Here is an 18,801-nt window from a genome sequence, read left to right as displayed (position 1 = left end):
CACCTCCTCTCAGTTCTTGATGTTTACTTGCCAGATGCCGGTGCAGCTGGTTCGGATGCTGCCTTCTGGGTAGCAGTAGTTGTAGTAATCAGAGTAATCAGGTCCTTACGTGCTTGAACAACGTCTTCACGCAAGTAGATACCTAAAAGCTTGTACCAGATGTCATAGCTATCCTGGAACTGACCAGTAATTTCATTGTTCTGGAAGTTAATGATTGACTTTTGAAGTGGCGAAATAATGACGTTAGTGTCACCGGCCTTTGCAGATGGGAACAATAAGTCATCGACCACAACTGCTGTCTTGCCCAGGATCGACTTGCCAGTGGCCTTAGTAACATCTGGTTGAACTAGTGGACGACCTTCCTTATCGTTCATCTGATCCAGTTCATTAAAAGCTGACTGACTAAGTACGATCGTAGCAGCTGCTGAATCTTGTGGCTTCAGAGTAACGTTTAAGGTCGTCTTCATGTCCTTAATTAAATCGGTCGACTTCACAGCGTTCACGCCATTGGTCAATTGACCCATGATTAGTGAATCGTTTGTGTTGTCCTTCAGCTCTTGAAGCCGCTCACGCAGTTCTGACTCCCAGTTGTATGAGCTGTCAGAAATCAGATCTTGTGAGAAAGGATAGTTACCGGTGTAAGTTTTAAGATCCCAATTAATTGGAACAATCTTTGGTGCTTCGTGTCGTTGCGACGGAGTAAATTCAGTGTGCAGCGACAGCTTGTCGTCAGAAGTTTGGAATACTGGCAGCTTACCAGTAGTAGTCGAAACCTTAATCGTTCGTACTAATGATCCTAGACGTGGGAATTGGTGCTGCTCATGTTCTGGCGTCAGAATGGTTTCAGGAATAATTACTGAACCATCTGACAAACCGACACCAGTGGTATCCCGACGAATGCTATCTGCGACTTGGCCAGTCTTCAGAAAGTTAGCAAAGTCACGGACGACAGTGTTTTTCTTATCTTGATTCTTTGGCGTGATATCCATTTTGTTTACCTCTTTTTCTGTTGGATTTGCATCCCGTGATACTGGTTGCTTCTTCTTGCTATCATCTCCAGTGTCGCTGTCACCTGAATCAGTGTTAGCAGCTGGAGCTGGATTATCTGCAGGTTTTGCTGCAGGTGCAGGATTAGAAGTCGGGGCGGGTGCTGGATTTGTAGGCTTTTCAGCCGTTTGGTTTGCTGCAGGTTTTTCTTCTGGTGCTGGATCTGACGTATCATCATCCTTCTTAGGGTCATCGGCACGCTGAGCATTATCAGCTGGCTTTTGATCGTCAGAAGCATTACTGTTGCCGCCTTGACTACCTTGCTTTTCGCCTAACAGCTTTGTTAAAAAACTAAGAACTTCTTCTTTGCTCAACCCATCAGCTGGTTGAGTGGTTGAAGATTTATCGTTGTCGTTATTCATGTCTCTGAGTACCTCCTTATAGTCTCGTGACACTTGAACGCTGGTTTCGGTGTAGGCCGGAATCGACGTCAGTGAAATCTCAAATAGATGAGCAAACTGTGTAATCGTATGGATTACAGTGCCATCATCTTGTGTGTCCCAGTCATCACCATTTGGTGCGATATCTGCGCTGAACGACAATCCTTTCAAATTGCCGTTTGCGACGTTCTCATACACGTCATTACCCAGTGTGGTATCCGGAATTTGGGCAGAAAAAAACAGCCCTTTATCATCTACCTTGAGAGATAAAGTGCTGCTATCGACCCGCGCCAGAATGTTGTCATAGTCATGTGCATAAAGTAATTGAACTTCAGAAAAGTCAACATCTTTAAATGCATCTGGTTGGATATATTCCGTAAATGGTAATGGTTTGGAGGGTTCATTAAACATCACCGCATACCCACTGATTTGTCGACCACCTGATGAGGTGTCACGTGAGATAGTCAAATCATGAATTGAAAAGGTACGAATATCATGCGCCGTTTTCGTTTTGATCTTCGGCATTAGTATCACCTCCTTTCATTGAATTTTTCGCTTGTGCTTGGTTTAACTGATTAATGTCATCGTCCGTGACTGTCAGTCCAGGCATCACGTCACGAGCAATCATCATCCCCAGGGCTTGGCGTGGAGTTAGTACGCCATTCTTAACCAGGTTCTGGACGTTATCAACCAGTTGTTGACCATCCACATCGATCGTGTCAGCGATGTTGAGCTTAACTGGAGTTCCTAGTTTATAAGACAGTTCAGATTCCAATGGACGGATGTACATCGTCAAAGCATTCTGATAAATTGAGCGGATCATCTCAATACTGGACTGCTGATCCCCTTGCCCGTTCAAATAGCTATCTGGAATCCCAAATGCCTTCGCAATCTGGGTCTGTGAGAAGTTAGCATTTTGGAGGAGCTTGTCAATGTTAGGTGTCACATCAATCGTGGATAACTTAGCTCCCGCATCCATCACTAACAATTTACCGGCATTATCACCCGTATTGGCTTTTTCAAACTGCTCCCGAATCTTCTCTTTAGCCCCCGGTTCTGTCAAAGCAGATGGGGTCTCATAAAGACTGGTTGGTGCAATCGCGTGTTTCAGGCTAGCTAACATCAGTTTGTGGGATTGGTCTTGGATTCCTAGTTCTGGAACCAATGATTGTAAAGGGCTAATCCCCACGTACTGGTTGTCTGACATCCCCGGCGCAACTAACTTAAAATGCAGCATCTGAGCACTCATATAATCAACATTTTCGCGTTCATCGTTGTATTGAACGTGATAAATAATGTCCTTAGCGTCATTAGTGAGTTCCAGCGTCACGTTGTCGCTAGGCACTGGTTCTAATGCAGCAACTTGATGAGTCTTGGGATTTTGGTGCATGACCACATACGAATTACCGTACAGCAGCAACTGCACCATAATCTCTTGCCATCCGGCGTAAGGGTTCATCAGGTTAAAGGGATCTTTCAACAAGGATTCATATTGTGGCGCTGAAAAACTGCAGGCAGCGATGTCTGAACTGATCCGATTAATCACCGCAAAGACATCTGAGTTCTTCATGGCTTCCTGTGGATCAACCGATTGCGTGGTAATGATTTTGCCATTACCAACCACCATGAAATGACTAGTACTGCTGTTTAAATAGCGATTACGTTGAATAAAATGCAGTGGGTTCGGTAGATGCATTATTTATCACCTTGGTTCGCGTTATAACGGTCGATTGCTTTGGAAAGTCCAAGAAGAATTGAAACAGCAAAATAAATGACTACTATACCTAATACAATGCCGCCAACAATTGCCGACCATGCAAATAGCGCGCGCAGAATAAGGTACAGTCCCCAACCCACACCAGTAATACAGCTTAAAGTGATAATGATAATGCCTAAACTAAGTAAATAAGTCTTCATAGTCTTTGCCTCCTTAAAAGGTGAAGTGGTTCCAATAGTCTTCCAGCTGTTGCTTGGTCATTCCTGCAAAGGCATCCTTGCTGTCTTTATCCAGATTGATGTCATCGAAAGCGTATTGGGCCCGGAAAAAGGCATCAATCGTCGCGTCGACAATATCAATCTTCGCAGTACGTAGGTTCTTATCGACCTTGACCCCGTTATTATCCTGCAACAAGATGGCGTTCTTGAAAGAATACTGAATCAACGGATCATCAAGCCACTTGATCTGTTCTGAACCGATCGCACGGCGAAATTCAACCGTTGGTTGGTTCAGAGTCAATGTCCCCTGCCGCACTGGAATCGTTAACCAGTCGGTCTTTTGATCGATCCACAAGTTAACCCGTTCTTCGGAGTGCCAAGCGTCAAAGCAGAAGGCTTGAACCTTTAAATGATGTTTACCGACAAATGCCAGGATCCACTTAAAGACCACTTCATCATCGATATATCCGAAGCGATCTTTGGTGATGTCGGCAAAGCCTAAATCAGCAGCTTGTCGGTAGTTAACCCCATCCATCTTCTCTTTGACGGTCACGGAGTTCTGCGCATGAGCTAATGGCACCCAAGTATGCTGCATGACGAACCAACGGTGCTCATTCCCGTCGAGATACGGGAAGATGAAGGCAACCGCTGTATCATCGGCAAACTGCGACTTGTCAAAACCAATAAAGCAATCGCGCCCGTCGATATCAATTGGCGGCCGTTTAACCACCGCATTGTTGATATCATCCAGGTGTAAGTAGGTGTTCTGCTTAGTAGCCAGCCACATGTTGAGGTTCTTATTTTGAAACTCAGCTAGCGATCCGGAGTTCATCTTGGTGTCCCGTTCGGACAACATCGACTTAATCATCAGGTCGTGCTTTTTTGCGCTCAATGTCAGTAAAGGATTCGACTTCTCCCAGGTATCAGGCTGTTCCGTTTCTTTCACATCGTCTTGTTCCCAGACCATGCAAGCATAGGTATCAAGATCACGGTTGTTGTCTTGACGCATCGCCCGTTCCATCATCCGCTCGTCTTGGTAGAAGTAAGAGTTACTATCGGGATAAGCAGTGGAAATCTGGAATAGTTGGTGATTGGGAGTCTGAATCATCCCCGAAGTGACCTTACCAACGTTTTCTCTGATCTTCCCAATGGCAGCTGTTGACCCATGTGCCCCATTGGACCCCGATTCATCTAGGATCGCCGAAACGAAGTGCCGACTATCGAAATGCCCGGATTCATGAGACAACCGGAGAATGACGTTTTGCGATTTACGGGAAATCACGTTGTCGTTCAGGACTGCCACAGCATCCTGTTTGAACAGCTGCTTGAATCCTGGTTGCTCAGACAAGTAATTAAAGGTCGTCTTCACATAGGCAAAGCCCTTTTTAGCTTGCTGAGTAACTGGAGCAATGTAGGCCAAGTCCTGGTTGGTTTTACCCGCCGATTCGATGATGTAAGCAAAGGCCAAAATAATGTTAGAAAGATAAGTCTTCCCGTTGGTCCGCGCCACACTGACAATCACCCGGTCAAACCGTTTGTTGTCATCCTTGTTACGCCATCCCTGCATTGTGCAGAGAATTTTCTGTTGCCACAACATAAGCGGCAATGGATTACCCGTTGAGACATCAGGGACAAGGCGCGCAAAGTTCAAAATTACCCGACACTTGTCCAGATCGTAATGATAAGGGAAGTCTGGATCAGTCTCTGACCGCACCAAGTCCTGCAAATGGCGAAAGCTGTCTAGCTTCATCATATTCGATGATAGAAAGTCGCCTTCTAAGCATTTAATAGCGTAAACAGTAGCCGGGTCATTATAGGTATGAAAGATATGGTCATAGCTACCAGCGCTTTTCTCATGTCGGTAAGCCTTCACCACGTCAGCGGCAAGGTTACTGGAATCTGTAAAGTCATATTCTGCCATTACTTATCCCCCTTACCGTTTAACATTGCCGCAATCTGGGCCATTGGATCCCCTTCATCATCTGGTTTCGTCATATTTAGTAACGAAGCCCGCGACTCTGGTGTTAATCCCAATTCAGCAGATAGCTGTTTAATTTTTTGTGTTGAATCCGATAACGTATTGACCGCTGGATTCTTCCGAAAACCAACAAATTCCTTTTCACCCATCTCACCGGTTGGTGATACAGGGGTTTGATAGATGGCAGATTGGATCCCGTTCTCTTGAATGTCGGCATAAGCCATTCGTGCAAGCTCCATTTGAACGACTAACGCTTCCACAACGGAATGATCGGCTTGCTTGACGACCTGTGTATCTTGCAACAGGAGCCACAATTGACGATATAGCCGGGCACCAGTCTTGCTGAGATAACGCGGCGGTGTCTTTTGCAAGCCATCCCAACCGTCAGTCACCTTTTTTAGCTGCTTAGTCCGGTCGCGTTGATACTTTTTGGCTTTTCTGCTATCGGTAATCTTGTTTTTACGTCCCATCTTGTCACCCCCTTAACGCAAAATGGCCGAATCCGCTGAATTTCAGCGGTATTCAACCATTTTCAATTTTTATGGACCCCCCTCCCCTAAAACTAATTTTTTCTGCCGCCGTCCATTAGTTACATGGAGTTGGCTGTGGTGCTTTTTTCGGAGGCACCGGGGCGGGGGATGTTTGATTAATTTTTTTGTTTTTCGTTCAACCATTTGATCCAAATTTTTTTATCGATATGCCGCAGCTTGATGTCACCATGTGACTGGCTGGCAATCCGTTCTTCAATCTGCGTTTTGCGATAATGTTCCTTGCGGCTCAGCAGCCAAAGGTTGTTTGGATCAAAAGGATCTTTACAAAGCCTTCGTGGCACGATGTGGTCAACAATGTAGTCATGGTCAGCTAACACTCGACCAGTCGCACCATCGATCATCATATCTCTAATCTTGATGAAGTCGCGTGTCTTCGCCCAACGATTAGATTGGTAGAAAACATTGGCTTCAGGATCACGTTGTTCAGCATTGTACTTACGATAACGGTTCTTGTTGTACTGCTGATATGCCTTGCTTTGCTTAAACCGTTTCAGAGCAGCGAGTCGTTCTTGCTGATGTTCTGCTTCATGCTTGGGACAATAGTCATGTCCAGGACGACACAAAACATGACAACCACGTTTCCAACATTCATGTGTCCTCATGACTTAACCTCAATGATGTTGTACTGAGATACATACTGCTGGATAGCATCGGCTGGCCGTGTTGAGTAACCGATTGGCGGATCCAGCAGATAAGTTGGATCGCCATGCCAATCACTATCATCCCCGATGGTTCGTGCCACGCTAAATGGATGCTGCCCTTGCTCCCGCAGTTCTTCAATCTTATCCTTGAGCGCTTGCTGGCTATGAATCTTATAGACGTTGATTCGTTGCATGTAAATCACTCCACTAAAAAAGGCGACAGCCATAAGCTATCGCCTCATTACTTTTCGACACTATCAATATAACACGGAAGTTGACCCCGCTAGTGCCAAATTAGTGCCAACTTTCAATCTTTATTTTGTAGTCGTTCATTAATCATCCCCTGCAGCTCTTTTAAATCTTCCTCGCTCGCTAGGTCACGGACATACTTTCGCGCATATGATCGATAGCGATAGAGCCGCTTTTTATCAGGATTCTTCTTTGACCATTTATTAGTAGCCTTCATCTGGGCTTTGCTAGTCTTCATAATTTTACCTTCTCGTCTGATATGATATACTAGATATGCAAAAGGCCAAGAGGTAGTAGCTCTTGACCCATTGCGTTCCGGAAATTGATTTTGCTAGCTAATCGCTACTTGCGATTGGCTTTTTTTATTATCGCATAAGCTCTCGCGAAATTAATCGCGGCTATGGACAACAGCCATATCGTCAGAGCGATAACCAGGCATCCTCGCTTTCCGGCAAACTTGTATTTCCATCCGATCATCCCCTTTCCGGATTCAGGGAATCACTTCCGGAACGCTGTAGTCGTTCAGGCGTCCCTTACTTAACTACACTTATATTATAAGTTATTAACTCATATGATGCAAGCCTTTTAGGGAAATAATGAAATAAAACCCCAAGGTTAAGCCGACTCCAAAGTATAGACGTTAATCATTCTGTTCGTGTTTAACAATTGATGGATACTCATAGTTCATCTTTAATAGCATCTCACAAAATTGCAAAATGGTTTGCGCTTCCACTTTAGTATTTATTTTTATTTCGTGCGTTGATGTATTCCCATATTTCCTAATTTCATCAACCCATTCATTGCTGCGAATACTTACGTATCCTTTTTCTTTCAAATAAGTTACATAGTATTGAAAGCTCTTTCCAGTGTCAGCACCAAAATCAACACCAACATGCATTAACAGAGTTCGGCAAAGCAAAACAACACCTGTATAAGCATTTGCTGCATATGAACTTCGCGCTTCTTCATAAATAGAATTAACATTATCAGGAACGTTTTTAACAGGAGCGCCAAATCTGCTACCAGGCACCTGAATGTCTTCGTATAAAAAAGTTGGCATATGGCAATTTGTGCAAACATAGACACCATAATTACCCTTTTGAGGTCGTGTGCTATAGTCACCTTGTTCAGTAATTGGCATTCCTTTTTCGCTAGAAACTAAAGCACCACAATAACCACATACATATTTAGCAGACATTATACTTTCAGCCTTCCATTTAACATCATTTGGTTCATCATATAAATCTTTAATCATCAAATATTCACCTCATCACAATAATACAAAAGTCCAGCACTTCCTGCCAGACTTCGTAAGTGAATATATGATGTAGTTTAACGTCATTTCGGACAAAGCTGAGAGCCGGAGTTGAACCGGACTTCATGCGATGATTAAACTCTCGTGGTTTGTCGAGCTTCTATCAAGGCCCTAGCCGTAGGACGTCAGCTATGCGGACCACCACCTGTGACATGGTGCCTGCAAAGCGAGCACTGGGGATCGAACCCAATCAGCAGCATACGTACAATTGTTATCTGTTCCGATCAAAGGAGTTTCTCGTGTCAAGAAAGGCTGCTGGTACCATACACTCGCATAATAACGATTTTTGGGGGATGATATTAATCTGGATCGTACATCCCCAGCTTGTGAGCTAGGCGACTGATGAAGTCATGGCGCAAACGGAATGCTGTCCGATTAGATACTGCTAGCTGCTTTTCAGCGATAACGCCTGATAGCGATAAGTGCTTGCGATTATAGAAGTAGTAATCTTCAATCAAGACTTGAGTTAGCTGATCACTCTCATCCAAGCAATCAGCGATGGCTCTCTTCTGTCGCTTTAAAGCATTGATGCGCTCATCCTCGTCAATCGTGATGAGCATGTCTAAAATAGGATTACGTCGCTTGTTCTCCGCTCTGCCGCCACCCACATTTTCATCGCGCTCATAAACCGGATGCTTTAAATCGTCCAACCGTTGGGCAATATAACGGTCAAGTTTGGGATAATCCCGCAAAATATCTTCTACCCGTAAAATCGTTGATTTCCTCATCATTACGCCCCTCACTCGCTGTGGTATACTTAGCTTATTGGATTGTTAAGCACTTCAGCCGAGCTGGGGTGTTTTTTTATTTGTTAGCTTTTTCAACCGGATTAATTGGTCCATATGCGATTACCTTGCCATTACAGTCGTTAGCTATATCAATGGCTAAGGATAGGTCCGTATATTGCTTTGCCCAAGCAGCCTTCTTTGTAAATTCAAATTGATCACTAGGATAGTGATGATCCATTAAAAATAATGATCTAACTTTAATAACATAGTAAATCTCATCATTAGCCGCTGCTATTGGAAATTGCTGTAATTGATTATTGACTTCCCTTAAAGAATCACGCAAATTTAATCTTATTCTTCGGGCTTTAAAACAGCCAATAACATTTAGCACTGTTGCAATACACATTAATCCAAATACTATCCAGTATATCCAAGTTTGCATTATTTTCTCCTTTTTAAATGGTATGTAGGGTCTGGATTAAACTGGTAATTGGCGAAATCGCATGACCGATATCGCTAATACCCGTCTTGAAACAATAAGCAGCACACATAACCATTCCACATAGGATCATTGGCAAACAGAATACAAAGAAAAATGAATCATCAAGCACCCTATAATCCTTATCATTTGTGCGCTGGATAATAAAGCGGACCGCCTTCAATACAATGACTCCGATGACAACGGCACCAATTAAATACATTAAGCCTTCAATTGATTGTTGCCATTGATATTGGATTATGGTGCGATGTAGAAAAGCTGGTGCATGACTTAATGTCCCATTCAGCATCTTCAAAAGAATTGAAATCTCTTTATCCATTACTTAACCGCCTTTCTTTGATGTTCCTCAGCATGACGCTTCATGCGGCGCAGTTTCTTCTTGACCTGCGACCGCTTTTTCTTTTTGCGACGCTTACTCATCAGCCATCCCCACCTTTGTTTTTAACCCAGCCTTAGCAGCTTGATACCGGTATCGTAAAGCAAATTCATAAAGTGCTTGCCTTTTTAAATCTTTATACCTGGAAATGCTGTAGCCCAGACGAATAGCTACATTTTTATCCATGATTTCATCTAAATAACACAACGTTAAAATATGTCGGTTCATATTCGAACAATTTTCAATTGCATGTTTAACACAGTTAATCACTTTCTCAGCTTCCACAATATCAAGGAAGCGTTTCTCAGTAGAATTTCCAGAGTAAACAGAATTGGATATTTTTACACAAGGGCCACTTTTAAGATCTGCCCGCTGTTCTCCTGTTAAAGCTAAATAATCCGACAATTTTGTTTTCATAAAAGAACGAGCGCCTTTAATAATGACGTTTTTGTCACTCATTCGTTACCTTCCAAAGTCTTCACTACCAGCCACGATATGGTCACCATCACCGGAAAGGTCGCCCAGGCAGCCCAGAAGGGTGAGAAAAGCGATAGCACCATCCAGATCAGCACTACTGCGATAAGCAGTAAAAAATCACTTACCTGCATTTTCCGGCCCACCTCCTGTATCCTCGATATTTGGTGCCTCGATACGGTGGAAGGTTAAAAATCATCATTTCTGTTTCCATCCAATTTTGAAAATGAATTCGATCATGATAAAACCTGTCATATAATTTCATATCCTGCTGCCAAGCAACCATTCTGGGATGTTTCTTTCGCTGCCTACTCATCACTTGATTCTCCTAACTTGCGTCCGCATTCAGGGCAGTAATCAATATAGATTAACCAATCTACACGTCCCTCTTTGTTGTACATAATTTCTGCATACTTCTCGTTTTTACCCTCCACACATCAACAAATGTCTTGGATGATTGGGGATGGCTGGAAGTAAATCCAGCATCCCATGACAGTACGGGCAGTTCTTCTGTTGTTTAGTTAATGTCATTATTTAAACCTCGTTTGATTTCTATCCGAGTATGGAGTGGTTTATCGCTATCAATCACAGGTGCTTTCATTTTTTCGATGCTGTCTGCCATGATAGGAAGCTGCCGTTTTAGCTGATTTACCTCATCTTCTGTCCAAATTGTTCTTGGATTCTTATAATCGCGTGCTAACTGAAAGGGCGTTGTATCGTTAGGAAACTCCGACTTCATTAACCAATACTCTGTGTCGCGTGTGCCAGGGATTAAGCCCAGATATAACCGGTATTTCTTCTCCGGGGCCCGTTGTTTAACAGGAGTCTTTAAATACTCATCAAGTAAGTCTTCAATAGTCTTGCATTCTTCATCAGTCCAAATACTGCTTGAACTGAAGTTATCAACCCTCAGCCAACCAATCGCATTTGTTTTGAAATGAATTCGTGCGCCCACATCACTCTGATCGCCAATGCTAATTTCCGTCGGACATTCAACCATATTTGTAACTTTTAACTGAATAAACGGTAAATTTTGCAGTTTATTAATTAGTTCTTGCGTTTTCATCTGGCACCCCTACTCACTAATCTCTTTTATGGCACATCTGACTTCATGGCAACCTCATCCCCGTCGTCCATGATCATGTCCGCTGTCTGCTTAATCTTATTCAGCCCTTGAATGCGCCAGTGGTGGCCGTGCCAGTAGACTACTGACATAGCTTCCAATCGCATTCGCGCTTTAGCATAATTCATAATTGATCAACCCATTCATGTATGTCATACATTTTTGCTAACTCCTCCGTGTGCTGCATTCGATGTACTTCACTAAACGCTAAAAAGTTGTCAGTATCATTGCGGATAAAGTAAACATCTTTGGCCTTTCGGCTCAAGTGAATCACCATGAACAATGGCACCATTCATCCCCCGAATCGCCATGTGGTTCTTGTCCGGAGTAACGCCGTGCCAATTCTTTCTTGCTGACTTTGGCACTTAGCCGATAGAAGTGCAGTGAAACCATCAATGGCTCATCCAACGGTTCGCCCTTGTATTGGTTACGTGCCAACATCCCCAACTGACCTTTAAAAATCTTGACATCTTTGCGATCGTAAAGATAAGTTTTACCTTTGCGGTGTTTCATCTTGATTCCCATGCTAGTAACCGCACGGGCCATCTTTGCCGGGATGTGCCGCGCACGTGGTCGAGCCTGCGGTACTGGCGGAATATCAAACGTTAGCTTAATCATTACGCCAATACCGGTTTGAGGGCCCGATCCAATTTGACCTGTGCCCCCCCATTGGCGATTTTGCTAATCTCAAAATTAATTGCTTGTTTAGCCATTAGTTCTCACTCTCTTTTCCGTGTTGTTCACGATATTTTTCAATGTCTCGTTGCATTTTTGCTGTGCCGTTAATCGCATCGGCCATTGTGTAACCCTCCATGCCCCAATGCGCAGTATCAAAACCCAAGAACTGCTGATCTGGATATTCATTGAGTGAACCTCCGAAGGTCAAACCACCAGGAGCTTCAATCTCACTGTCATAGCGTTCATAATCTTCCGCATCAATGCCGTCAGTTGGCAATACTTCAACGTAGCCTGTATACCAGTCCAATGACATTGACAGATGCAACGCCATTTCATCCGGATCAGGAGTTCGGTGACGCACCACAATCTGCCGCCCATTAACCGTTGCTGTGTAACAAGTCCGCCAAGCCATTCTTGTCTCTCCCCTCATCACGTTTCTGCTGTACTCGTTGTTCTTCTTGATCTGCCTGTTCTTCCTGATGCTTTTTATGTTTTTCTCGCAACCGAGCCAGCAGGCGCTGCGTTTCCGCAAGTTGTTCCGGAGTGGCTTTCTCATTCGCAGCAGGTTGACTATCATCCCCGTAATGATCGTTGTTGCCTTCCTGATCCTGTTGCGGATGTTGATCCTTTGCCCAGTCCGGCAGCTTCTCAACTCGCTTGGTACGACTGTAATGCCGTGATTGCCTACCCTTCATTTCCCGGTCGACTTGCTGGCGATGAGCCTCAGCTTTCTGTTCAGCTTCTTCGACCGTTGACACCCCTTCTTGGCGGTAACGGTCAAAGGCTTTCCGTAGCCAGCTGTTAGCTCCTTGCGATGAAACGTTGCGCCGCAGCGCAAACTCAATCGTCCAAGCAACCAAATCGTCCCCGAACTCATGGACCCAATCAGTCAGGTCCTGGGTTGCGATAGCGTTTGGCCATCCCCAGTTTTGTTCCCAGAGACCAAACGAACGCAGATTGTCTGGTTGTGGTTCGTCAGATTTTTTGTCGCGCGCGTCCGGATACTCATTACCAGTACCTAATACTCTATCTGTATTACTATCTTGTATTACTTTAGATGTATTACTCTCTTTTAACGATCCGAAATACCCCCCTTTCGGATCAGAAATAGGGGTCTCACCGGATTCGACATACCCCTCTTTCGGATTAGAAATAGGGGTATTTCCTTTACGAACCACCTGAATCACACGGCCCAAGTATTGCTTGCCTTTCTTGTTGTAGTGAAGTTCCAAGTAACCCCGATCAGCCAGACTCTTGATAATACGCGATATCCAACTCTCTGAAACGTCAAGGAAGTCAGCAAAGTGTTTATTGCTGGCATAGCAACCCTTTTTGGACTGGAGACTATCAATTTCCGTGATTAGTAGCAGTTCCATTGGTTTGAGGTTCTCATCCAGCCAAAATTCAGCAGGAATGAAGACGCCTTTGAAGGCTCGTTTCTCATTACCGATAATTCTTCGCATGGTCTACACTCCTTACTTAGTAGCCGTTGTAGCCTTGATAATTGTTATCCTGCGGCGGCTGGTTGCCGTATCCGCCATTTGGTGCATTGTTGTAGCCTTGTTGGCCGTTATAGCTTTGATTGCCTTGCTGAGGTCCACCATGATACTGATCATTCTGGTGATAGTTAGGCTGCCCCTGCGGACCACCTTGCTGGGGATGATTATTCCCTTGCCGATTCTTTGGTGCCGGCTCATCAAACCAGAAACGCTGTACAGCACAGGTATTGTAGTAAGTAGTATTGCCATTCTGATCCTGCCCCTGACTGGTTACCCAGCGGCCATGAACGATGATCTTGCTGCCTTTGTGGAGGTATTGGTTCATCATGCCGACAGTCTTGCCAAAAGCCATGCAGTTGATGAAATCTGCATCACGGTTGCCTTGTTGGTCCTTTCGATCAGCGTCGCAAGCTAAAGTAAACCGCAGCATCGGGGTATTATTCTGGGTCCGCGTTGGCTTTAATTCCTTTGTGATGCGGCCCTGAATCATGACACTATTCAGCATCCCCGATCACCCCCATATCCTTGTAAACCAGATCAATCATGGTCATGATGTTATTTTGCGGCTGATATAAGGGCTTAACCATGTCATTAGGTGTCAACATGATTTGGTGCCAAACCTCTCGTAGGCAGGCACGATAGCATTTAATTCGTAAGTATTGATCGTGTATCATCGTAGAATCTCCTGTTTGTGTGATATACTGGTTACGTAGAATTTTTTGTTTTGGTGCTAACTGCGACCGGCAGTTAGCGCTTTTTTTGTGTCTTGATATCAGTGGTTAAAGTCATGATGAACCAAATAATTAACACGACTATTCCACCACATGCCTGACAGAAATTACCGGTGTGCAATCCCCAAGCGATGATTGCGGTCCAGGCAACTCCAAACAAACTAAGCGTTGTGTACACTGTGTTCACCCCTCTCATCTTCCAACTGACGCAGTCGTTGCTCGTGCTGGGCCAGTGTGATGATAGCCGCTATAAGTAAGCAGCCAACGATTACGCCCATGACAATGGCGATGTAAAACATGAGGCATCCTCCTCCCATACAAAAACTCTTTGGCGGCATACCAATCGCTAGGTGGTAAGTTGTTCCGTAGGATGTTCTTAGTTACCACACCGCCGAATACTCGACTGTTGCTATAAGTGACAACTTCTTCGTTTAGCCAATTAACACCGTTCTGTCTGCGAAATCCTTTCAATACAGATACACCTCCGCTGGGTTCTTAGCCTTCCAGTTAATGTGGTTTGGATGCTTGTCGATCCAGTGCAATAGTTTCGGGTCGATGGCCCACGCATGACCTCTGCCACGATCAGCGCCGCCTTTATCGACGTACTTCTGAAACTTGGGTGCCTCAAGTAGCACCTCACGAATCCAATTATCATTTTTCCGACGCGGCAACTTCTTCCTAAACTCCGGGGTTGTTAGCCACCGGGTTATCTCCGGATGAGTGATAGCTTCTTGCTGTTGATGTTTGCTAATCAGCTTCTCGACATATGGTTGAAGTTGAACTGCAATCTTCGTTAATTCGTCATCGCTTAAATTTAATTCCACCGGTTATACCTCCTACCTGTTGATTTGTCGTGTCTGATAATATTTATGCTTTGATATAATCTCATTGAGGTGAAAACTAATTATGAACACACATCTGATAATTTCTTTTTTCTTGAAGTACTGGAGCCCAATCGTCGCCACTTTAGCTTTTCTGTTGTCCGTGTATTCTGGGGTCAATACTTGGATTACTAAACATGCCAAACCACTTTTCCATATTAATTGGATACATAAAATTTCTAGCCAATACAACATTTCATTAGAGATATACAACCCATCTTCAAAACCGATTTCTTTACGAAAAGCAAACATCACAATTAACAGAAAAATTAAGTTCAAAGCCATAAGCTACCCGTTAATTCTTTCTTCTCAAGAACCTGAACATCATTTAAAAGATAAGAAGTCATATCAGTTAGCCACATTCACTGACCCAGCTAAGGTATGTTGGTCTACAGGATTTCCAGTCAATATAAATCCTTTTACAAGTAGGAATATTATTTTGCCTTTTCAATCTGTAGATATCGACTTGGAAAAACTGAAACCTGGACAATGTGAACTAATCCTTAAGTACAACAAGCGAAGTAAAAAAACGATTGAGTTATCAGTTAAAGAATTACTAATCAACGAACAAGAATATACTCGACGCACTTATGCGCTAATGTCGTAAGTACTCATACCAGTAACACCACGCGTAGAAACCCCACAACAAACTTGTAATGAAAACTGATACAACGAATGCTACGATATGTGGATGGTCCCAAATCCAATCATCTATTACATTCCATATGTCTTCTAAAAGGTGTCGCAAGCTTTTAAGTAATTGTTTTATAAAATTCATTTCCATATTCTCTAATCAAGGTCGCACATATTAGTGGGCCGATCGGGAATTATAAGAATCGTTTGCTCTCTTTCCAAATTGACCTCAACTTGGACCTCTTTAGCAAGATCAATATTTACAACGCCGTCAGAAAATTTTAATGTCTTCATTGATTAATCTCCTAAGAACTTATTAATAAAGTATGTTTGTCCTTTACCGGTTACTTTTGTAGTAATTTGAACCGTTGTATGGCCATCAGCATGAGTAACAGCAGTTTCCTTAGTCGTAAATAATCCCAAATCCATCGCATATTGAGTGGGAACATTCCGATTGCTACCACGCTTGCCGAGATAACCGTTATCACGCAACCATTTAAATAAGCGATTCTGGCCTGTATCAACACCATTTTGACGTAAAATTTTAGCCAACTGCCCAACAAGAATACTTGTGTGGCTAGTGGTAACAGCATCAGCAAATATAGCTTTTGGTTTCATCGTGTTATTTTCTGCCTGAAGTTTCTTCCTTTTCTCCTGTTCATCTTTCAGCTGGGTTGCCAAATTGATAATTGTGTCTGGATTTAGCAATGCCCTCTCAATTGTTTGAGGTGTCATGTAAGCACCATGCTTACGGATGGCTGGTAAAACTTCGCTTGTTACCCAGCGTTTAAATTCTTTTGATTGTGGAAGTTTACTGCTAAGAATCAATGCATAAAGTCCTGATTCGTTGATTACCTGTAGGCTTTGTATCCCACCAGGGGTCTCCATTTTGGCGACCCCTTTATCTTCGTCATCAACGTGCTTACGAATTTACCAATCGTGACCCATTCAGTTCCGGCTTGTTCCAAAAGTACTGGTACAAAGGAATGCATTACGACATTACCGGGTGGCAAAAAAGACGTAAACAGCAAACCCAAGAGCAATTAAAGGCAGTGGAACGTGAAGAACCAAAAGGAGAAAAAATATTAAAAAGATTGAAAAGACTATTATCATCTACAAACCCCTTGTAGTCCTTAAAACCTGTTCTCTTTAATAACATCTGGCATAGGCCCTCTAAAGGGGCCTTTTTTGATTACTACCCAATCAGTAGCAACTAAGTCACGATATTGTGGATTCCACATCCCACTGATCCGTTGACCATCAGCAAACATTGAAATGCCTGAATGACGGTCAGTAACTAGATAAAAGTTGTCGTCAGTTAAGTCGGAGCGCTGGGCAATTTTGCCACCTTCGCCAGCTAGCTTACATGCTTCGTAGATATTCAAGTTCTCACCCCCTAGCTAACTTTCTTCTTTGCTATACTTGATTCAGATCCTCGTGAAAGGAGGTGAATCTTATGACAAGTGAAGAATTTGAACAACGTTTTCAAAAAATTTACAATCAAACTCTAGACATCGTTGACAATAAAGAAAACGTCGAAAAAGTTCTCAATTCTTACGGTGTGAAAAAAGGCGATGACCCAGTTCGCGTAGCAATGATAATGGGTCGTGCTTATACCGATACGCTGGTACATAATCTTCTAAAAGAATTTTTAGTTGATGGCGATGAACAGCATCAGGAATAATGATTTTTAAGGCTTGCAGACTACTGGCGGTAGTTTGTAAGCTTTTTTCTTTTACGCTCATGTCCTCATCCCCCTAACTAGCTTTCTTCTTTTGTCTTTTTTCTTTTATTTTACGAATTAATTCGTATTTATTGCCCAAAAAAATAAGATCCTTATCCACTTGATACAGAAATACTAATTTATTCAGCAATGAAATTGGAATATCTGCACTATTGTTTTCATATTTAGACAACGTCTGATAGGAAATACCTGCATATGATGCCGCTTGGCGAAGTGTTAAGCCAGCATTTTTACGACATGCTTCTAAGCTGAACATATTCTTCATGGTTTACCTCCTTTCTATTCATACCGAATTATATTACGAATTAATACGTATTTCAATACAAATGTCGAATATACTTGAAAAAAATATGAGTTAATGTGAAAATAATATTGTAATTAAGAAAGGAGATCCCCGTTATGGCACGATCTGGTCTTACTCCGCAGGACGAGAAGTATAAAAAGGTTATTGCAAATAGGCTTAATCGACTACTTCTATCACACGGGAAAAAACAAGTAGACATTCATAAAACAACACACATTCCCAGTAGTACATTAACTGGGTATTTTAAAGGACGCACACTACCTACACCAGGAAATGTACAAAAATTAGCTGATTTCTTCAACGTAAAAAAATCAGAAATCGATCCTCGTTTTGCACCAACGGATGTAAAAGCTCACACTTCAAATATCTTTTATCCACAAAGTAAAAACCTACATCACATCCCCATCGTCGGCGAGATTGCCTGTGGTGACCCGATCACCGCTGAAGAGAACATCGAAGGCTATACCGAGCAGGTCTTTGATGGCCACGTTCCTGATGGCACCCTCTTTGCCCTGCGTTGCAAAGGTCACAGCATGGAACCAACCATACCCGATGGCTCGTTGGTAATTATCCACCAACAATCAGAAGTTGAGAATGGTGAGATTGCTGCCGTCTTGGTTGATGGTGACACGGAGGCTACCCTCAAACGCATCAAGTATCTGGACAAGTTAGTCATGCTGATGCCCGAGAACCAACAATACGACCCGATTGTCCTTGATAAAGAACATCCGGGCCGTATCATCGGTAAAGCAATTAGTTATTCTGCTAATTTGTAGTTGGCTATGTTTACAAATTTAAATGGTGTTTAGGCTTTGGGCTATTAATAGCTTCTTCTAGCAAATATCTTAATTTACTAGGATCACTGTAATCAACTACCGCTCGTTCCCGAGCCTTTTCAAACGAAATATCTTGTTCTGCCTGTAATAAAGTTACGTGCAGATTAATGGTTTGCCAATAGTCTAATCTCTCAAGAAAGGAGTTGATAACATTCGTTCTTTTAAACATATACTCTGGCCTCCTCATTGTGGAACACTG

At 43.1% G+C, this 18,801-nt stretch carries 29 protein-coding genes and 1 pseudogene; 3 read left to right on the top strand and 27 right to left on the bottom strand.

Annotated elements, in window-relative coordinates; genetic code table 11:
* Window positions 1–23: 23 nt before the first annotated feature.
* From Q0E49_RS00500 to Q0E49_RS00395, 22 genes are all read right to left on the bottom strand, one after another.
* Complete coding sequence (locus tag Q0E49_RS00500; RefSeq protein WP_295745408.1) at window positions 24–1,952, bottom strand: phage major capsid protein; 1,929 nt, start codon at window positions 1,950–1,952, stop codon at window positions 24–26.
* Window positions 1,921–3,123, bottom strand: a complete 1,203-nt coding sequence (locus Q0E49_RS00495; protein WP_295745405.1) for a phage portal protein — start codon at window positions 3,121–3,123, stop codon at window positions 1,921–1,923. The genes Q0E49_RS00500 and Q0E49_RS00495 overlap by 32 nt, the downstream gene beginning before the upstream one ends.
* Window positions 3,123–3,344, bottom strand: a complete 222-nt coding sequence (locus Q0E49_RS00490; RefSeq protein WP_295745400.1) for a hypothetical protein — start codon at window positions 3,342–3,344, stop codon at window positions 3,123–3,125. The genes Q0E49_RS00495 and Q0E49_RS00490 overlap by 1 nt, the downstream gene beginning before the upstream one ends.
* 13 nt (window positions 3,345–3,357) lie before the next feature.
* The gene (locus Q0E49_RS00485) at window positions 3,358–5,283 is read right to left on the bottom strand and encodes a terminase TerL endonuclease subunit (protein WP_295745397.1); all 1,926 of its coding nucleotides are present in this window, start codon (window positions 5,281–5,283) and stop codon (window positions 3,358–3,360) included.
* Window positions 5,283–5,810 carry a phage terminase small subunit P27 family gene (locus Q0E49_RS00480; RefSeq protein ID WP_295745395.1) on the bottom strand — a complete coding sequence of 176 codons (528 nt, stop codon included), beginning with the start codon at window positions 5,808–5,810 and terminating at the stop codon, window positions 5,283–5,285. Before Q0E49_RS00480 ends, Q0E49_RS00485 begins: the two co-directional genes overlap by 1 nt.
* A 176-nt stretch (window positions 5,811–5,986) precedes the next feature.
* Complete coding sequence (locus Q0E49_RS00475) at window positions 5,987–6,493, bottom strand: HNH endonuclease signature motif containing protein (RefSeq protein WP_295745392.1); 507 nt, start codon at window positions 6,491–6,493, stop codon at window positions 5,987–5,989.
* On the bottom strand, window positions 6,490–6,759 hold the full coding sequence (locus tag Q0E49_RS00470; RefSeq protein ID WP_295745389.1) for a hypothetical protein: 270 nt from the start codon (window positions 6,757–6,759) through the stop codon (window positions 6,490–6,492). Before Q0E49_RS00470 ends, Q0E49_RS00475 begins: the two co-directional genes overlap by 4 nt.
* An 80-nt stretch (window positions 6,760–6,839) precedes the next feature.
* Window positions 6,840–7,019 (bottom strand): hypothetical protein, encoded by a 180-nt coding sequence (locus tag Q0E49_RS00465; protein WP_295745386.1) that lies wholly within the window; start codon window positions 7,017–7,019, stop codon window positions 6,840–6,842.
* A gap of 402 nt (window positions 7,020–7,421) precedes the next feature.
* The gene (locus tag Q0E49_RS00460) at window positions 7,422–8,036 is read right to left on the bottom strand and encodes a DUF4145 domain-containing protein (RefSeq protein ID WP_295745383.1); all 615 of its coding nucleotides are present in this window, start codon (window positions 8,034–8,036) and stop codon (window positions 7,422–7,424) included.
* 359 nt (window positions 8,037–8,395) lie between these two features.
* The gene (locus tag Q0E49_RS00455) at window positions 8,396–8,827 is read right to left on the bottom strand and encodes a transcriptional regulator (RefSeq protein ID WP_295745381.1); all 432 of its coding nucleotides are present in this window, start codon (window positions 8,825–8,827) and stop codon (window positions 8,396–8,398) included.
* Window positions 8,828–8,900: 73 nt separating this feature from the next.
* A complete protein-coding gene (locus Q0E49_RS00450; RefSeq protein WP_295745379.1) occupies window positions 8,901–9,266 on the bottom strand; it encodes a hypothetical protein in 366 nt (121 codons plus the stop codon).
* A 13-nt stretch (window positions 9,267–9,279) separates the two neighbouring features.
* The gene (locus tag Q0E49_RS00445; RefSeq protein ID WP_295745376.1) at window positions 9,280–9,642 is read right to left on the bottom strand and encodes a hypothetical protein; all 363 of its coding nucleotides are present in this window, start codon (window positions 9,640–9,642) and stop codon (window positions 9,280–9,282) included.
* A 93-nt stretch (window positions 9,643–9,735) separates the two neighbouring features.
* A complete protein-coding gene (locus tag Q0E49_RS00440) occupies window positions 9,736–10,158 on the bottom strand; it encodes an ArpU family phage packaging/lysis transcriptional regulator (RefSeq protein ID WP_295745374.1) in 423 nt (140 codons plus the stop codon).
* Window positions 10,155–10,307 (bottom strand): hypothetical protein, encoded by a 153-nt coding sequence (locus tag Q0E49_RS00435; protein WP_295745371.1) that lies wholly within the window; start codon window positions 10,305–10,307, stop codon window positions 10,155–10,157. Before Q0E49_RS00435 ends, Q0E49_RS00440 begins: the two co-directional genes overlap by 4 nt.
* Window positions 10,308–10,690: 383 nt before the next feature.
* A complete protein-coding gene (locus tag Q0E49_RS00430) occupies window positions 10,691–11,239 on the bottom strand; it encodes a hypothetical protein (protein WP_295745370.1) in 549 nt (182 codons plus the stop codon).
* Between the two features lie 26 nt (window positions 11,240–11,265).
* On the bottom strand, window positions 11,266–11,403 hold the full coding sequence (locus Q0E49_RS00425; RefSeq protein ID WP_295745368.1) for a hypothetical protein: 138 nt from the start codon (window positions 11,401–11,403) through the stop codon (window positions 11,266–11,268).
* Window positions 11,404–11,566: 163 nt separating this feature from the next.
* Window positions 11,567–11,914 carry a RusA family crossover junction endodeoxyribonuclease gene (locus tag Q0E49_RS00420; RefSeq protein WP_295745365.1) on the bottom strand — a complete coding sequence of 116 codons (348 nt, stop codon included), beginning with the start codon at window positions 11,912–11,914 and terminating at the stop codon, window positions 11,567–11,569.
* Window positions 11,915–12,008: 94 nt separating this feature from the next.
* The gene (locus tag Q0E49_RS00415; protein WP_295745362.1) at window positions 12,009–12,386 is read right to left on the bottom strand and encodes a hypothetical protein; all 378 of its coding nucleotides are present in this window, start codon (window positions 12,384–12,386) and stop codon (window positions 12,009–12,011) included.
* A complete protein-coding gene (locus Q0E49_RS00410) occupies window positions 12,352–13,437 on the bottom strand; it encodes a helix-turn-helix domain-containing protein (RefSeq protein ID WP_295745360.1) in 1,086 nt (361 codons plus the stop codon). Before Q0E49_RS00410 ends, Q0E49_RS00415 begins: the two co-directional genes overlap by 35 nt.
* 16 nt (window positions 13,438–13,453) lie before the next feature.
* Window positions 13,454–13,978, bottom strand: coding sequence for a single-stranded DNA-binding protein (locus Q0E49_RS00405; protein ID WP_295745358.1), 525 nt, complete (start codon window positions 13,976–13,978; stop codon window positions 13,454–13,456).
* The gene (locus Q0E49_RS00400) at window positions 13,968–14,147 is read right to left on the bottom strand and encodes a hypothetical protein (protein ID WP_295745355.1); all 180 of its coding nucleotides are present in this window, start codon (window positions 14,145–14,147) and stop codon (window positions 13,968–13,970) included. The genes Q0E49_RS00405 and Q0E49_RS00400 overlap by 11 nt, the downstream gene beginning before the upstream one ends.
* Before the next feature lie 524 nt (window positions 14,148–14,671).
* Complete coding sequence (locus Q0E49_RS00395; protein ID WP_295745352.1) at window positions 14,672–15,028, bottom strand: hypothetical protein; 357 nt, start codon at window positions 15,026–15,028, stop codon at window positions 14,672–14,674.
* 82 nt (window positions 15,029–15,110) lie between these two features.
* Here Q0E49_RS00395 and Q0E49_RS00390 point away from each other — a divergent pair, with 82 nt between their 5' ends.
* Window positions 15,111–15,692 (top strand): hypothetical protein, encoded by a 582-nt coding sequence (locus tag Q0E49_RS00390; RefSeq protein ID WP_295745349.1) that lies wholly within the window; start codon window positions 15,111–15,113, stop codon window positions 15,690–15,692.
* A gap of 182 nt (window positions 15,693–15,874) precedes the next feature.
* On the opposite strand, the gene Q0E49_RS00385 is transcribed toward Q0E49_RS00390, so the two are convergent.
* From Q0E49_RS00385 to Q0E49_RS00375, 3 genes and pseudogenes are all read right to left on the bottom strand, one after another.
* The gene (locus Q0E49_RS00385) at window positions 15,875–16,012 is read right to left on the bottom strand and encodes a hypothetical protein (protein WP_295745346.1); all 138 of its coding nucleotides are present in this window, start codon (window positions 16,010–16,012) and stop codon (window positions 15,875–15,877) included.
* A gap of 3 nt (window positions 16,013–16,015) precedes the next feature.
* Window positions 16,016–16,639: pseudogene (locus tag Q0E49_RS00380) on the bottom strand (phage antirepressor KilAC domain-containing protein); the annotation flags it as partial.
* A 212-nt stretch (window positions 16,640–16,851) separates the two neighbouring features.
* Complete coding sequence (locus Q0E49_RS00375; protein WP_295745343.1) at window positions 16,852–17,103, bottom strand: hypothetical protein; 252 nt, start codon at window positions 17,101–17,103, stop codon at window positions 16,852–16,854.
* A gap of 71 nt (window positions 17,104–17,174) precedes the next feature.
* Between Q0E49_RS00375 and Q0E49_RS00370 the strand changes: the two genes are divergently transcribed.
* Window positions 17,175–17,402: a hypothetical protein gene (locus tag Q0E49_RS00370; protein ID WP_295745340.1), complete on the top strand. Its 228-nt coding sequence runs from the start codon at window positions 17,175–17,177 to the stop codon at window positions 17,400–17,402.
* 73 nt (window positions 17,403–17,475) lie between these two features.
* Here Q0E49_RS00370 and Q0E49_RS00365 read toward each other — a convergent pair whose 3' ends face one another.
* The gene (locus Q0E49_RS00365) at window positions 17,476–17,727 is read right to left on the bottom strand and encodes a helix-turn-helix transcriptional regulator (protein ID WP_295745336.1); all 252 of its coding nucleotides are present in this window, start codon (window positions 17,725–17,727) and stop codon (window positions 17,476–17,478) included.
* A 134-nt stretch (window positions 17,728–17,861) separates the two neighbouring features.
* On the opposite strand from Q0E49_RS00365, the gene Q0E49_RS00360 reads away from it, so the two are divergent.
* Window positions 17,862–18,542 carry an XRE family transcriptional regulator gene (locus tag Q0E49_RS00360; protein WP_295745334.1) on the top strand — a complete coding sequence of 227 codons (681 nt, stop codon included), beginning with the start codon at window positions 17,862–17,864 and terminating at the stop codon, window positions 18,540–18,542.
* A gap of 10 nt (window positions 18,543–18,552) precedes the next feature.
* Here the strand turns inward: Q0E49_RS00360 and Q0E49_RS00355 are convergent, their stop codons facing one another.
* Complete coding sequence (locus Q0E49_RS00355) at window positions 18,553–18,771, bottom strand: hypothetical protein (RefSeq protein WP_295745331.1); 219 nt, start codon at window positions 18,769–18,771, stop codon at window positions 18,553–18,555.
* Between the last annotated feature and the right edge of the window lie 30 nt (window positions 18,772–18,801).

Origin of the sequence: uncultured Limosilactobacillus sp. (assembly GCF_934202235.1) — a bacterium.
Lineage (GTDB): Bacteria > Bacillota > Bacilli > Lactobacillales > Lactobacillaceae > Limosilactobacillus.
The sequence above is the reverse complement of the archived record's forward strand: the minus strand, read 5'-3'. Positions and strand labels throughout refer to the sequence as shown.